Below are 15032 nucleotides of genomic sequence, written 5' to 3' on the forward strand. Positions count from 1 at the left end.
TTGAACGCTAATTTGGCATTTTTTCATCGTTTAAAATGAAGTGAACAGGCATTCTGACCCAGTTATTTTCTTGAATGACTACTTTATTATTTACCTAATTACATGAATATAAGTGGGCACTCTTAGAGTGAATAAGGCGTAAAACACTGTCATCCGACAACAATTGAAACGACAGTATGTTAGAAGACACTGTATTTCCAACCTACCATTCATTTTGTCATGCTCATGTAAGCAAATTTTTTATTCTAAAAACTTCTTTTTTATCAAAACATAAGCTCATCGCTGTTAGAAAAATACGATTTGTAATCGTCTGTAACATACTTTTATTTACATACCTGCTACATTTATTTAGGTCTACAAGGATGGCTATGTTGACATTGTCGCATGAAGGACCATGCGTGCTGTACATGCTCAGTAGTAATCCATTAACAAGCAAAACGACTTACACCGCCAATCATGCAGGGAAAGCATCTATTGTTACCATGCTTTATCACTGTCCTGCTTGATATGTAACGCGGATACAATATCAAGGAACTATCATGACCCATTACAAGTTTGGCAATGAGATTAAGAACAAAGTAATCCCTAAAAACGTCAAAGTCGCCATAGTTGGTGCTGGTATGTCAGGCCTTTACAGCGCTTGGCGTTTAGAAAATGAAAGTAGTATCGACGATTTTGCTATTTTTGAGCGCTCCGATCGCACAGGTGGTCGCCTAGATTCAGATTTAATCAACTTCAAAAACCAAAAATCAGGTCCAAATCAACCAAGCACCATCACTGTAAAAGAAGAACAAGGTGGCATGCGCTTCTTATTCGATGGTATGGATGATTTAATGGCGCTGTTCTTAAAACTGGATTTACAGGATCAAATCGTTCCTTTCCCGATGAACAGCGGAGGTAACAACCGCCTTTATTTCCGAGGTGCTGGATTCTCAGTTAGTGAGGCCGCAGATGACGACTATTCCATTTGGTCGGCGCTTTACAATCTAGACCCAGCAGAGCGCGGCATGAACCCCACTGAGATTGTGAATGTAGTATTCAATCGTATCCTGCAAGCCAATCCACAATTTAGTGAACGTCCAAAGGTCAAAGGACCTGAGTTTTGGCAAAAGTTCCGCTTAGACTGTCAGTGGAATGGTAAGCCTCTAAATGAATGGACTCTGTGGGATTTATATTCAGACATGGGTTACTCCCAAGAATGTATCACAATGCTGTATCGTGCATTGGGCTTCAATGGCACATTCTTATCAAAGATGAACGCAGGGGTAGCCTATCAACTGCTTGAAGACTTTCCTGCTGACGCAAAATTCCGTACGTTCAAAGATGGCTTTAGTACACTTCCCAACGCATTGGTTGACAAAATAGGAACAGAACGTATTCACCTGCAAACCGAAGTAGAAGCGATTGATTATGACGAAGAATGTAAAGAATACATTTTACGCTATACCCATATTGACGAACACAACCAAGAGCATCGCGGCCATATTCGTGCTGAAAAAGTAATTTTAGGGCTACCAAGACTTGCCTTAGAGCGCTTATTCATTGGTTCGAATGCCTTCCATCGCTTACCTAAACCTGAATCAGAGAAGATTTGGAATACTCTACAAACCGCAACCAATCAGCCTTTGCTCAAAATCAATTTATATTATGATACTGCTTGGTGGGCGACAGGTATTACGGGTAGACCTTCCGTTGAATTTGGCCCTAACTTTGCGGATTTACCGACAGGTTCCGTGTATCCATTTTATGCGGTAAATGATCCGCTCGCTGCCGCATTAATGTATGAAGAACGTCGCACTAATCCAAGCAAAGAAACGCAAGCGAAACTGGATGAAATCAACGCTGAGAAATACGAGCGCCCAGCAGCTCTGACTATTTATTGTGACTACTTGAATATCAACTTCTGGAGCACTTTACAAGATAAAGGTGAGCTGTACCACAACCCACATCAAGAACGTTATGTTGAGAGCGTGCCATCAGACATCTACCCAGCATCAGTGGCTGTGGTTGAACAAGCGACCGCGTTTTTCAAGAAAATTTTCGACACGCATTATGTGCCACAACCTGTACTGACCAGCGCGCGCATTTGGGAAGGCAGTGTAGACTTTGATTTACCTCAGAGTAGACAGTTTGGCTATGGGGTACACCAATGGGCTGTCGGCGCTGATGATAGAGCCGTGATGAAAGAACTAACTGAACCACTGCCAAACCTTTATACCTGTGGTGAAGCCTTCTCTGACTATCAAGGCTGGGTTGAAGGTGCACTACGTTCAACCGATTTAGTGCTTCAACAAGGCTTTGGTTTGGCACCACTTAACGAAGTGTATCAGCAGCAGACTGGCGTTCCTCCTTCGATAGCTATTACGGCAGTCTATGAAGAAAACGCGTCAAAACTTATCAACGAGTACATTGACCCACAACTGAGTTTGAGTGATGCACCAATTGACCATACTTGCGATAGACGCAGCGTATTGGGTGTTAACCTGACTTACTTCGACAAAGTCTAAGACCGTTTGTAGGGGGTGGCTCACACCTCCTACTCAACACACATTCACAGAGAAATATTATGAACAATGTAATCAACGACTACTGTGTTGCTGACTATCTTAAAGCACGTCTAGAAGAAATTGGTGTCGAGCAGATGTTTGGCGTTGCCGGCAACTATACCGCGGCTTTACTCGACACGATACTGGCGGACGATAACTCGCCAATCAAAATATCTGGTAACGCCAATGAGATTTGTGCAGGCTTTGCGGCTGACGCCTATGCACGACTAAAAGGTGTAAGCGCGCTGTATGTAACTTATAGCGTCGGTGCATTTAGCCTACTTAACACCATCGCAGGCTCATTTGTAGAGCAAGTGCCTGTTATTTTGATTAACGGCGCACCTACCAATAAAGAAGACCAAATTTCTAAGCAGGCCGGCCTGCTGTATTCGCACACAACGGGCTATGACTTTGTGGACATTCACATGTTCAAGCCTATTACAGTTGCCGCTGAACGCATCACCAACGCCCAACAAGCGCCATTCCAAATTGATTCCGCCATCACCGCCATGCTGACGCAAAAACGGCCGATTTACTTTGAAGTGGCAGAAGATGTTTGGCGCACACCATGCGTTAAGCCAAGCGGAAAACTGAGCTCAGGGGCTAATGCGACCATCACAGTCAGTGAAGCAAGCAATGCGGCGCAGGCAACTGTTGAATTGATGCTTAGCAAGCCAAACAGCATATTCTGGGCAGGTATCGAATTACAACGCTATGGCTTACAGGACAAGTTTTTATCACTGTTAGATATCCTTAACCGCTCACATACTTTGCCAAATCAGCATATTCACTTTGTTACCACCGCACTGAGTAAATCCGTTATCGAAGAAACTCACCCTTGGTTTGAAGGCTGTGTAACCCTCAAGAATGAAGAAATAACCGAGCTTGTGGGTGAAGACGGCGCATTAATCGGTATTGGTGCTTGGACCACAGGTAAAGACACTGGCAATGAAGATATTCGCAGCAGCAAAACCGTACTCGCCGCACACGGTGGCGTGTTTGTTGGCGCAAACTTCTACCCATCGGTTCAATTGGACCAATACCTTGATGCTCTCATTGAGAAGTTTACCGAACTGGCCGCCATTGAAACTACCAAGTTGTCAGGTTTGAGACTGACCAAGCAATTGATGAAAACAGCAAGCTTAGCGCCAAACAGTGACAGCACTTTAGGCTACGACAACTTCTTTCATGCTATGAGTCAGTGGATCAGTGAAGATGACGTGATGGTGGTCGATGCAGGCTTTCCGTTAATCGGCGCGCAAGGAGTCAAGATCCCCAGCAGAAATGGTTTTGTGGCACAAGCTGCTTGGCTATCTATCGGCTACTCAGTACCTGCGGGTACGGGCGTAAAATGTGCTTTTCCGGATAAGCGTTCTATTGTCGTGGTAGGCGATGGTGCATTTCACGAAACCTGCCAAGCCGTTGCTGACCAACATGCTTACGGACAAAACACCGTAGTCTTTGTTATCGCCAATGGGATTTACGGCATCGAGCAATACTTGGTGAACCCTAACCCATTTAGAACGCCACCAGTTGATTACAACGACAAGTTGTTGGACGATGTTTACGCATATAACGAATTGCCAAGTTGGAATATCTCCAAGCTAACGGATGCGTTTGGTGGAGTCGGTAGAAAAGTCAGTCATATGAGCGAACTCATGGCCGTGATGGAAGAGATCCGCTGCAACCCAGAGAGTAACTTCTTAGTGGAAGTGGTGATCCCAAAAGAGAACGTGCCGCTTTCCATCGCTCAAGAAGCCGGTACTGCCGTCGGTGAAGATGAAATTGAAAACCCGAATTGGCCACCCGCGGGTAAATTCTAGCCAGTTATATTAATTATTTTGCTTGTTAACCCCACACATTATTCGTGGGGTTTCTTTGCCCTGCCCGAGCTGTTTTAAGCCTTTACAGAACCACACCTACTTTCATCTATAACTATAACCACTGTACAAAGCCACAACTTTTCATCACTCTAGATTTGATATACATTAATCACCAACTTTGAAAACACACCGTAAATCAACAATTTCTCAACACATTTAGTTTGAACTCGCATGTATATAAGGAAGCACAATGCAATTCATCATCACAGCCTATGATCACACCGATAGTGACGCGCTTAATCGCCGTTTAGCTTGCCGAGAAGCCCACCTTGAAGGTATTAAACGCATGATCAAACAAGGTATCTTCTTAAGTGGCGGTGCAATGTTGGATGATCAAGGGAAAATGATAGGATCGTCTGTCCACGTGGAATTTCCAAACCGAGAAGCATTAGATAGTTGGCTTACTCAAGACCCCTACGTAAGCGAAAAAGTATGGGATCGAATTGAGATTTGCGAGGCGCGTTTGGTGCCCGTAGAGCAATTTAAATAACTCCTAGTTAGCCTTGTTCGCCATCAAACCTTGTACTCGTTTGCTAAAAGTATTTGTTGTATCCACGCGCAGGACAAAATATGAAAGCCCTCATAACCTTATTAATTTTAATTACCAGCGTTTGCCACGCGAGTGAAGAACGTTTTTCGATCACCTCTAAGCTTATTGATGAAACCACTGCTGTGCGCGTTACGCTGCCAGATACCTATGCCCACTCCGACACATTTAATTATCCACTGTTGATCGTGCTCGACGGTGCAACCCAGTTTCCGCACGTTGCAGCCAGCACCCAGTTTTTGAGTACATACGCCATTTTGCCAGAAATGATCGTGGTAGGTGTAAGCACCCACAAACGTCTACAGTACTTCACCCCTACAGAGCATGAAAAATTTGTAGGTCGTTCTGGTCAAGCCAATGCTTTTAAAGCATATCTACACAAAGAGCTTATTCCAACCTTAAAATCCAAGTATCGAATAGCGCCTTATTATGTGATCTCCGGACACTCAATGGGCGGGTTATTCACCAGTTACTTAGCACTGCAAAGTGACAGTGAGTTTAATGCTCACATCGCCATTAGTCCTAGCTTCTGGTGGGATGACAACATGCTGGTGGATACATACCAAGCTTTACCAAATCAACATCTTTCCACCGCAAAGCGCTGGTTTTTAAGCATGGCCAACGAACCAGGCGAAATGAATGACTCATATGTTGCGATGCTAAGCGCCCTTAATGCAAAAACAATTAAAAACTTACATTGGTTTAGCCAACGCTTTGCCGATGAGACCCACGACAGCACTCCATTAATTGGTAATGCCCAGGCGCTCAAGTCACTCTTTCACAATTGGAATGCCGTCCCCGAAATTACCGTGATGTCGCTTGCTCAGTTACAAGCTTTTTATCAGCGTAAAAGTGAGGAATACGGCTACAATTTCCCGCTATCTGCACATCAATACAATGTATATGGTCTAAAAGCAGCTTATGAAGGAAAAACCACTTGGGGTGTGGAGATTTTGGAGCAAGGTGTTAAACACTTCGCACAATCAGAAATTCTGTGGGATAGCTTAGCGACCGCCTACACTCTAGACAACCAACCGGCTAAAGCGTTAACGGCTTCTAAAAAGGCGCTGCGACTCGCCAAAGCAAATCACTCTATTTATTTACATGAGATCACCAGTCAAAACAAACAACTGATGTCTAAGGTAAAATCTAATGACGACTCGGTCTCTTTATAGTAATTACCGATAAAAACTGTATATGCCAAGTGGTGTCCCTACTTAGAGTAGAGAAATCACTTGGCTTGTTAAGCCACAATTTAATAAAAAATTAATCCAATCTTGCTGTGAGAGCCTGACCTTTGTGGCACATCTCTCTATCTAGGGTAAAAGTGGAGTGCATTCAACTAACTGTCTGTAATGAATGCCGCCACGGGTATTTCAACCTCTGCACAAAACTTCAACACTGAGCTCAAAAATATATAAAAGAGTAAACATAATTGGCCAAATTGCCTGATTACCTCGAACAGTACAGGCCCTCTCCCGCGCCAAGTTAAGCTCGTTTGACCATACTTAGCGCGACGCTTTGTGTACAAGTTCTCTGTACGGACTCAGCTTCGCACAGTGATAAGCACACTGCGCCGAAAAGGACTCCATCTAGGAGATTCATTAACAGGAATTAAGGAGAGAACCGTTATGAAACGCTTATTAGCACTTTGCTTAGCTGCATGTGCCATGTCAAGCACAGCAGCACAAGCACAACTTTACAAGCCAACGTTAACTCAAGAGGGTAATCAGTGGATGATCACATTTCACGATGACCGCTCGTCTATCCATGCCCGCTGGGCCACGCAAGGTATCTGTTTTTACTTTGTTGGTGTCAATGGTACTCATGAAGTCTATCGTTGGGTTTCAAACACTTATCCCAACTGGAATGGCGTAGCCGAAAAGGAGGGTGACCAAGTATTTATGTATGGTGACTTCTGGAGCGAGCGCGGCCATGATGGTATGGAATGGGAGCTAGTGACCCAAGTTAAAGACTCACGCCCTGAAATCGGCGCTGGTCATTGGCATGAATGGGTAGAAAACACCGCGTTTGGTAGCTTCTGGTTCTTTGGCAACGCGCACTTTGAACGAAAAGGCTATTGCAGTATCAATCGTCAAGGCGCGACTGTAAAAAGTATCAGCGGCGAATCTTATGATGACGATGTTGGTTTACAGTTGTCAGAGCAAGCGATGGAGAGATATAACACGCTAGAACCACCAAAAGATGAAAAAGGCAGATTGCTTTCACCTATGGGGACAACTGAGCAGTAATAGCTCGACTAGCGAGACGAAAGTTATACGATAAGCCAATCAGGCAGCCTACCGGCTGCCTTTTTGACTCTGTATTTTAAATTAACACACGCCCGGTGATGTATAACAGACAGGGTAGCTATGCTGACACATCCATGGGGCTGTATAGCCTCCACCAACCTGTTGTGTTTGCTGCTGGTTGAGTTGTTTATGGGTGCTTAAGTCTTTGATTGATTTTTTATTCAGTTTTATTTTCATTATTATGCTCCTTTGTTGACTACTAATTAGCCTAATGAATTAAGAAAACATCATAAAGTGAATAAAATTCAAACAACAAATAATCATTAAGTGAGCGCACTTAAACTTAAAGAATTTTAATATTTGCAAGGCGATTATTGAAATGTTAACTAAAAAAATATTAAATAGACTAGCTTATTATTAATTTTATTTGTGATTGTTAGATAAAAGCATCAATACCAATTAGAACAACTAATAGGACTTTTAAAGCAATTCACATATCAAGCTTAGAAACGGCTGATTATAAAAACAATTATTCAGCAAAGTGCAATTTCCTAATGATTGCCATTATAACCTAGTAAGACCATCCTATTTTTTATGTTTTAGCAACCAGATGCGTACAGCATATTAACTAGCAAGTATTTTGGCAAAATCTTTTTGACCTAAAACCTAGTCAGCATAAAAAGAGTTTATTCACATGTTTACTTAATTGGAAATTGAATAAACTCTCATCAATTTAGGGTTATTTACTAGGTTGCTTTTCTAGAGTGTTAATACTCACATGAGGCCATTTAATAAGGCCAGGCCCCGTTGGGCTTTCAAAGAACTCCAACAACACGGTTTGAGTATATTGCAGCAACATTTTGGGTTCACCATTAGGGTGCTTTTCTTTCAGTTCATAAATCCAAAAAATAGCGCTTACTTCCGCTGCATTTGCTTGTCTGGTAATAAACGGAATATTATTCACACCGCCACTGGCTAAAGCAGAGTCCACTTTCAACTGCGTCACACTGGCTACTTTATCCTGCTGAAAGAAGGGCAGAATGGCCTGATTAAGTAATTCATTTGGTTTTGTAGGATCGAATACCCCCTGAAATAACTGCTCGTGGAAATGTAAATAAGGCTTAAGATACGGGTTGTGCAAGTCCTGATTAACGCCAATGGGTAAACCACTAATGCTTGGAATATCAAAGCCAGTGTGGCTTTTTTGACTTTTCCGAGCGCCATCACGGCATCCCCGTGCGGAATGCTAGAGAGTCGAGCAATATCTAACTCCCCTGTAGTGTGATTTTTCATGTGCAACCACAGGCCAGGTTCATGGTGGATAGCAAGCCCTGCTTCTCCTGCTAATCCCGACTCGGGGAAGTCCGCCGCCGCAATTTGATCAATTGCTTGCACATAATCAACCGTGAATACTTCCTGATCACCATTCATACCTCTGTTCGGCACATTCTTGTCAACTAGTTGAAAAGTCAGTGTTTCATTGTATTGGTTATTGAGTAAACGATAGTCGTGATCTCCCGATGGGAAAGGCAGTGCGATCATATTCCAGCCGTGACCGTGAAACTGTCCTGAGTTCTTCCATACGCCGGGCAACTGACTCAATGGCCCGAGTGCAGGCTCTGTGGTACATGGGGTGGTAAGTGAACGTTTTGATACTTGTTGTTTTTCGTGACCTGAATTAGACATATTCCCTCCTACTTTTTCAGTGCCGTTGCTACGATTAGCCACTTAGGTGTAGTCTAAATATGTCTGAATAGCTATTACGCCCCCTTACAAATAAAGGCGCTTTAACGCGCCTTTATGATATGTAACTGTTTTTGCCTACCATTAAGATAGTGAACCCCATCAACATTAAAAAAAGCATCTTCTTCGAGCATGATGCGAATTTGCTTTTGCCACTGCTGCAAATAAACATCATTGCTCAGCTCTATGGAGTAAGCCGTGTTTAAATGCAGCGGATAATCACCATCTCCGGGTTTGCCTTGTTGCGCATCCCACATACCGATTGTAGTACCTGCAGCATGACCATGCAGACCCAAAGGGTGAGTATAAATTGTTGGCTGTAAACCTCTGGCAATAGCCGCTTCTCTTGCCATTTTAAGCACTTCATTGCCGGTTCTACCCACTTTAAATTGCTCTAACAACGCATCTTGCACCTGATTCCCCGAACGCAGCGCCGCTTGAAGATACTCAGGTGGAGAAGTTTCGTCTTCTTTGAGTACATACGCGTGCTGTTGCGTGTCGGTGTTCAAACGCAAATACACAATACCAAAATCAACATGCAACAGATCTCCGGGCTGGATCACGTTATCACCATCAACATTGGTAAAGCTGGACTCATGATCAAATTGGCGCTTGTCGGCACGCTGAATTGACACACTCGGGTGAAACCATGTTTGTAGCTTTAGCTCTCTCACTCGTTCACGCAACCACCAAACCAAGTCATCAGTGGTGGTTTTACCTGGTGTGATCACTTCGTTGGAAAAGCCCTGCGCGATAATGGCCTGCGCAATTGCAACTGCTTGCTTAAAGTAAGGAATTTCTTCATCGATTCGTTGCTCAAGCCAACCGACCGCCAAACGCTCTGCCGATGTGAGACGCTGCTGGTATTTTGTGGGTAACTTAGCCAACAGTTTTTTCTGATCCGTCACCACCAATCCATCTGCATGGGCCCAATGGTCCGAGGTATTCACACCAATGCGTTTTGGCTGATATTTATCCATCAAATCCACCAGCGCCTGCCATTGATCCGGTTGTGTTTTTTTATCCCATGCACTTTTAAACACATTACCAATTTTATAAGGCGCAACGGCGTATGCGTTTACATCACCTTTTTTATCTAATGCGAAAACTAAAATGGTGGTACGTCGCGCCGAGAGCCAAGTAGCTGGTAGCATGGTTTTTAAAACTGGGTCTTCGTTGTATTCGCGACTGATCAACACCCACATATCCAACCCAGTGTTTTTCATCAGATTTGGGAGTAAAGTCTTAACCCGTTTGGCGGTCAGTTCATCAATCACCGCCGCACGTTCTTTCATGGCAAGAATAGCAGAAAACGGACTCTCACTGGCCATGTTCAGACCACTGAAAGTCAACAAGACCAAAAACTTGATCGGTAATACGCGCCTCAGAATGAACGCGAAAGATATATTGGCAAACATATTCTCACTCCGAAAATGTAACGAGGACAGTCTTCAGCCTATGCAAATTAGCCAATGGTCACAATCGCAATGAGATAAAACCCCTTTATCGACAGTTTATTGTATGCCCGCTTGCTATATCCATACTTTAATATGAGATGTTTGAAAGACATGTAAATGGCGAAAATGTTAGTCAACTAAACTTATCCAAGCACATGATTCAACAACTAATATGCAAACGGCACAACACATTAGACAGCATTGTGCCGACGCGGATTAGGAGGTAAGTTCTGCTCTTAGACTTTTTCTTTATCGAATAGCCAAGCTTTAGCCTGTGCGTATTCGCTAAACTGCTCAACTTTTGCGCCTACAAACCAGCCTGCTATTTTAGCCAAGGCGTCTTGCCACGGTTGTGCACCAATCAACGCCACTTTTTCAAAGTGAGAGCCATATTTTAATCCCAGTTTAAAATCATCCCACGCGGCCTGCAATTCCCAGCCTTCTAGATGAGTCATATCAGCCAGCACTTTGACGTGCGGATGCTCAACCTGTTTAAAGGCTCCTTCCAACATCGGGGTAATGGTTTTATAGTCCTCATGAGTGAGTGTACCAAACGCCTTCATATGAATGACAAATTCGTCATTTATTCGCCCAATGCCAATTGAAAATCCGTGTTGCTGTGACATCTGTGTGCTCCAAGTTGTTCGTTCATTCCTAATAAACTTAGTGCGACTTGTTCGTTGATACAAGTCACAGCCTCACTAGATTTGATTTGACGCAAAAAATTCGCTTGTCTGGCGTGTTATTGCTGTGTCTGTGTTGTTTTTAGTTCAGCTACCCAAATGCCCCATCGGTTTGGTCCTTAGCGCGTACCCCTTTTGACGCAGACGTCGCCAAGCCTAATCCACCTGTTAATACATTGGTAGAACTCCCTCCTGCCATCGTGGTGAATCCTGTGAATACTCCAGCGTGTACTTCAATCCAATGTGCAACTGCTGATGCTTTTTTCATTGTTGAGAGTATCTTAGGATGTCTCGCTTTTCTGGCCGGATCACTGGCCACAAAGTCACCAACTGCGGTGCAAACACTACGTATGGCCTTGGCAATACCAAACAAGTACGCTGCTGGACTGCCGGAAAATACTGCACTCGTAATCGCAGCCGCGGCTTCCAACGTGCGCAGGGCATCCGATAGGATCAGGAAGAACTTACCCCACTTCCCGTCTTTAGTGGCAAACATGCTGATCAGGCCGCGTATGATTTTTGAGCCGCCTACGCAAACAGAGATAATGCCAGGTACTGACAACACGCCATGACTAGCCCCTATCACCAAAAAGCCCGCAGCCATGGTTAACCCACCTTCCAGAATGAGTAACATGCCTTTGGATTTTGCGCTCAGGCCAACCTGCTGTTGTACACCTAACGATTTATCCTGATACTGGGTCACAACAACGTTGTTGCCATCAACACATTTACCATGTAACTGCGCGGTGCCCTGCTTAGATTTTTGCCACAACTGATAACTATCTTGGCTCATGACCGCATAGTTAATACCGTCCATTCCCTCCATAGGTTGGAACTGAGCTGTGTTATTTTTACGCAAAGATTGAGCTTGAACAGTCGCTGATTGCGGGCTTTGACTCGTGCCAATGGAAGCTCGCTGCAATGCTTTATTTCCCATCATGGTCGCTTCATGCTCTAGTGAAGGGCTATCATTCACATTCATGCCATTGACTTGTGTGGTGGGCTTCACCCGCCCTTGCGCCTGTTGTACAACATGTCCCAATTCATGAGGTAAATGATGCGACTGTCCTGGCGCTAGGTGAATTTCACTGCCCTGCGCATAGGCATGAGCTTGTACCATCGCAGGCTTGCTAGAGTTATAATGTACTTTGACATGATCTAGGCTCATACCCGATAACGATTCCATACCCGATTTCAAATTATCAGGTAATCCCGTGCTATTGCGCTTTTGTTGTTGTACTGATGCGGGACGATTATCGGCTAATGCATTTGCCCCTTTTAGCTGCGCAGCTTGTTGTGTGCTTGCTTGTTCTTTTCGTTGATACTGCTGCTTGCTATCGCTCATGTCGCTATCCTTATCTTGGCACCAAACTATCGGTATTTCTTTTTACTGCTACCTTGACCAAACTGGCCTCCTGGGTAGCTACTCTTATTAGATGCCCACCACTTGTTGGCTTCTGCATGGTTTTTAAACGCCCCTACATATTGCCAACTCCCCCCATCAGGCCTTACCCAGTAGTACCTATCACCACCTAGTTGTAGCGTTTGCTGTTGCGCAGTGCGATTGTCTGCTAATGGTTTAGAGTTACGGCGCACCGCGCGTTGTTTGGTGTTTACCGCAAACGTGTTTGTATTGATCTGTTTCATCGCATGTGTTCCATGCCAGTAATGTTGATTGTTTTGTTATCTTTTTGAAATTCTTGGCGAATACTTTCAAGTAAGTCCGCTTGATAGACAACTCGTTCATCACGACGAATGGCCTGCAAAGCACATTGACGTAAGATATTAATGATCTGACCGCCAGCCAGTTCAAAGTCATGGGCAATGCGCTGTAAATTCACATCATCAGCCAAATCACACACCTTATCGAAGGCGTTTTGCCAGAGCTTTAAACGCTCTTGTGGGCCTGGAATGGTAAATTGCACCATGTTTTGAAAGCGTCGGGTAAAAGCCTCATCCATATTGGCACGTAAGTTAGTGGCTAAAATCACCGTGCCCGGAAAATCTTCAATGCGTTGTAATAAGTAACCTGTTAACTGGTTTGCATGACGATCGTTGGAGGAGCTAGTCGCGGTTCGTTTTCCAAATAATGAGTCGGCTTCGTCAAAAAACAAAATCCAGTCTTTGTAGCTGGCTACATCAAATACCCGCGAAAGGTTTTTCTCTGTTTCACCAATATATTTTGACACGACCATTGATAAGTCTACTCGGTAGATTTCTCGTCCGGTGACTTTGGCAAGCAGCGCAGCGGTCATGGTTTTACCCGTCCCCGGAGGACCAAAAAATACCGCTCGATATCCCGGCTTGACCTTTGCGTCAAGCTGCCAGTCGGTCATTAATACCTGTCCATATGACAACCAGGCGCGAATTTCATCAACGCGCTTCATAACCGAATAGTCCAGTACCAAGTCGTGCCATTGGTGGGGAGTTTCTAGCGCATGGGCCGGAAAACTGGTGCTTAACTCAGGTTGTACATGATTGCCCGTGAGCAAATAACTCAGCCAATGCTCGGTGATTTTATACACCCCAGCCCAGTGAGGAAGTGCGGGGTCAGCCTGCATTAACTCTGTCACTTGTTCTGCCATAAAGCGATGACGGGTCGATAGCAGCCTATCAACATACACGCGCCATGGTGGATCGTTGCCAGCAATTAAAAAGTTAAGTGTTTGTCCAGTTGGCAAAAAGCCACCAAACGCTTTATCACTCACGCCACCGAACTCACTAAAGCCACGGTCAATAAGTTGGTTGACCCCAAACAGAATATCCAACGCCTCTGGCCTGATGGCTGGGGCCATTGCCAAAGCTAAAGCCAGACGCTCAAAGCTGTCCAACTCCCATTCGATCACTAAGTCTTCGTAGGCACTTTGGCCTTGTTCAACTGCGGGTGGAGCCAATTCAAACCAATGGTTTTCGTGGCCCTCATGCTTTAAGTAATTACAGATAACTTGATTAACAACCGAATGTAACCAATCCATCTCACGATACAGCGCCGATAAATTCTGCTCCAGAGGATTATCCATCATGCTTCCCCCCTAACGCGGCGCTTGTGTGAGCAACAAAACATCGTCAAGTGTGGCATCCTGCCACTGGAAAAAATCCTGACAGGTATTGATATTCAATTGTTCTGTGGTGGATAGGCTTAACAGGTTAGAGTGCAACCAGTTGTCGATAGGTAATTGCGGTTGGTACGTGCCTCTTTTATATAGCTCGTGTAAATATTCATCAAATTTACGGTCACTGATGGTCAGTTTTTTCGCTTTGAAGAAGTGCATTGCGCGTTCATTGTTGTGCTCAAAAAATGCCAAGCCACTGCTGTTAGTGATGTTACAACGCTGCTGTTCAAACAAGCATAAACTATGCTCACGCTCACCCTCTAACATCAGCTCCGCTCCCTCTGTCGCGGCTACTGCTAACCCCCAGCGGGACATCCTCGCCACAGCGGTGACCACATAAACTTCTCTAAAGGTGTATTTGCTTTGTGTGAGTTTCACGATCAACTCAGGGGCTACCTGCGACCAATTTCGCATATATGTGCCCATCGGGTTATCGCCATAAAACAAATAAGCGCCGGCTTTATCAAAGCGAAAGGTTTGCTGGCGCTTTACTCGCTGCTCTTCAAACTGTTGTTCAACCACGAGACTGTCATCGACTTTTAAACAGTTGCGAGCGTGACGCCAGTCGTCATGTCGCAAAGCAAAAGGTTCGTGGGCATGAATGTGGTTCACTAAATCAAGGTCACACCCGGCATTGAGTAATGTCAGCATGCGCCCTTGATGAATTTGCAATACATCGCCCAGCTCTGCCTGCACACCGAAAGGGTGCACGGGGATCCAGCCACTATCGTTGTAGCTGTCGAAGAAAAAATCTTTGTATATCATTGCTGACTCCTTGCCAAACCTAGGCTTGGGACTTGTTGCTCAA

The 15032-nt window shown here is 44.5% G+C and carries 14 protein-coding genes; 5 read left to right on the top strand and 9 right to left on the bottom strand.

The window, feature by feature from the left end; translation table 11 throughout:
* Positions 1-539: 539 nt before the first annotated feature.
* The 5 genes from C2M32_RS19760 to C2M32_RS19780 all read left to right on the top strand — a co-directional run bounded on the left by C2M32_RS19760 (position 540) and on the right by C2M32_RS19780 (position 7228).
* Positions 540-2507: an FAD-dependent L-amino acid oxidase gene (locus tag C2M32_RS19760; protein WP_105170013.1), complete on the top strand. Its 1968-nt coding sequence runs from the start codon at positions 540-542 to the stop codon at positions 2505-2507.
* Between the two features lie 59 nt (positions 2508-2566).
* Positions 2567-4369 (top strand): alpha-keto acid decarboxylase family protein, encoded by a 1803-nt coding sequence (locus tag C2M32_RS19765; protein WP_105170014.1) that lies wholly within the window; start codon positions 2567-2569, stop codon positions 4367-4369.
* 250 nt (positions 4370-4619) lie between these two features.
* A complete protein-coding gene (locus tag C2M32_RS19770; protein ID WP_105170015.1) occupies positions 4620-4919 on the top strand; it encodes a YciI family protein in 300 nt (99 codons plus the stop codon).
* 80 nt (positions 4920-4999) lie between these two features.
* Positions 5000-6151 carry an alpha/beta hydrolase gene (locus tag C2M32_RS19775; protein ID WP_105170016.1) on the top strand — a complete coding sequence of 384 codons (1152 nt, stop codon included), beginning with the start codon at positions 5000-5002 and terminating at the stop codon, positions 6149-6151.
* Between the two features lie 456 nt (positions 6152-6607).
* A complete protein-coding gene (locus C2M32_RS19780) occupies positions 6608-7228 on the top strand; it encodes a hypothetical protein (RefSeq protein ID WP_105170017.1) in 621 nt (206 codons plus the stop codon).
* A gap of 81 nt (positions 7229-7309) precedes the next feature.
* Here the strand turns inward: C2M32_RS19780 and C2M32_RS20600 are convergent, their stop codons facing one another.
* The 9 genes from C2M32_RS20600 to C2M32_RS19815 form a co-directional block, all read right to left on the bottom strand.
* Positions 7310-7465 (bottom strand): hypothetical protein, encoded by a 156-nt coding sequence (locus C2M32_RS20600; protein WP_158678288.1) that lies wholly within the window; start codon positions 7463-7465, stop codon positions 7310-7312.
* Positions 7466-7967: 502 nt separating this feature from the next.
* Complete coding sequence (locus C2M32_RS20945; protein ID WP_234401365.1) at positions 7968-8234, bottom strand: hypothetical protein; 267 nt, start codon at positions 8232-8234, stop codon at positions 7968-7970.
* Between the two features lie 5 nt (positions 8235-8239).
* Complete coding sequence (locus tag C2M32_RS19785; protein WP_234401366.1) at positions 8240-8914, bottom strand: heme-binding protein; 675 nt, start codon at positions 8912-8914, stop codon at positions 8240-8242.
* A 101-nt stretch (positions 8915-9015) separates the two neighbouring features.
* Positions 9016-10389: a M24 family metallopeptidase gene (locus C2M32_RS19790; protein ID WP_199886192.1), complete on the bottom strand. Its 1374-nt coding sequence runs from the start codon at positions 10387-10389 to the stop codon at positions 9016-9018.
* Between the two features lie 275 nt (positions 10390-10664).
* Positions 10665-11054 (bottom strand): STAS/SEC14 domain-containing protein, encoded by a 390-nt coding sequence (locus C2M32_RS19795; RefSeq protein WP_105170018.1) that lies wholly within the window; start codon positions 11052-11054, stop codon positions 10665-10667.
* A 148-nt stretch (positions 11055-11202) separates the two neighbouring features.
* Entirely contained in the window at positions 11203-12456 is a 1254-nt protein-coding gene (locus tag C2M32_RS19800; protein WP_105170019.1) for an eCIS core domain-containing protein, read from the bottom strand.
* Between the two features lie 26 nt (positions 12457-12482).
* Positions 12483-12758, bottom strand: a complete 276-nt coding sequence (locus C2M32_RS19805; RefSeq protein WP_105170020.1) for a hypothetical protein — start codon at positions 12756-12758, stop codon at positions 12483-12485.
* Positions 12755-14134, bottom strand: coding sequence for an ATP-binding protein (locus tag C2M32_RS19810; protein WP_199886193.1), 1380 nt, complete (start codon positions 14132-14134; stop codon positions 12755-12757). The genes C2M32_RS19805 and C2M32_RS19810 overlap by 4 nt, the downstream gene beginning before the upstream one ends.
* A gap of 9 nt (positions 14135-14143) precedes the next feature.
* Complete coding sequence (locus tag C2M32_RS19815; RefSeq protein WP_105170021.1) at positions 14144-14989, bottom strand: hypothetical protein; 846 nt, start codon at positions 14987-14989, stop codon at positions 14144-14146.
* Positions 14990-15032 lie beyond the last annotated feature (43 nt).

The sequence above is a fragment of the Pseudoalteromonas sp. T1lg23B genome, assembly GCF_002964665.1.
Lineage (GTDB): Bacteria > Pseudomonadota > Gammaproteobacteria > Enterobacterales > Alteromonadaceae > Pseudoalteromonas.

What these genes read in the sequence shown, in the direction of transcription:
- C2M32_RS19760 (WP_105170013.1), top strand. Translation starts at nt 540, where the DNA reads ATGACCCATTACAAGTTTGGCAATGAGATTAAGAACAAAGTAATCCCT.
- C2M32_RS19765 (WP_105170014.1), top strand. Translation starts at nt 2,567, where the DNA reads ATGAACAATGTAATCAACGACTACTGTGTTGCTGACTATCTTAAAGCA.
- C2M32_RS19770 (WP_105170015.1), top strand. Translation starts at nt 4,620, where the DNA reads ATGCAATTCATCATCACAGCCTATGATCACACCGATAGTGACGCGCTT.
- C2M32_RS19775 (WP_105170016.1), top strand. Translation starts at nt 5,000, where the DNA reads ATGAAAGCCCTCATAACCTTATTAATTTTAATTACCAGCGTTTGCCAC.
- C2M32_RS19780 (WP_105170017.1), top strand. Translation starts at nt 6,608, where the DNA reads ATGAAACGCTTATTAGCACTTTGCTTAGCTGCATGTGCCATGTCAAGC.
- C2M32_RS20600 (WP_158678288.1), bottom strand. Translation starts at nt 7,465, where the DNA reads ATGAAAATAAAACTGAATAAAAAATCAATCAAAGACTTAAGCACCCAT.
- C2M32_RS19785 (WP_234401366.1), bottom strand. Translation starts at nt 8,914, where the DNA reads ATGTCTAATTCAGGTCACGAAAAACAACAAGTATCAAAACGTTCACTT.
- C2M32_RS19790 (WP_199886192.1), bottom strand. Translation starts at nt 10,389, where the DNA reads ATGTTTGCCAATATATCTTTCGCGTTCATTCTGAGGCGCGTATTACCG.
- C2M32_RS19795 (WP_105170018.1), bottom strand. Translation starts at nt 11,054, where the DNA reads ATGTCACAGCAACACGGATTTTCAATTGGCATTGGGCGAATAAATGAC.
- C2M32_RS19800 (WP_105170019.1), bottom strand. Translation starts at nt 12,456, where the DNA reads ATGAGCGATAGCAAGCAGCAGTATCAACGAAAAGAACAAGCAAGCACA.
- C2M32_RS19805 (WP_105170020.1), bottom strand. Translation starts at nt 12,758, where the DNA reads ATGAAACAGATCAATACAAACACGTTTGCGGTAAACACCAAACAACGC.
- C2M32_RS19810 (WP_199886193.1), bottom strand. Translation starts at nt 14,134, where the DNA reads ATGATGGATAATCCTCTGGAGCAGAATTTATCGGCGCTGTATCGTGAG.
- C2M32_RS19815 (WP_105170021.1), bottom strand. Translation starts at nt 14,989, where the DNA reads ATGATATACAAAGATTTTTTCTTCGACAGCTACAACGATAGTGGCTGG.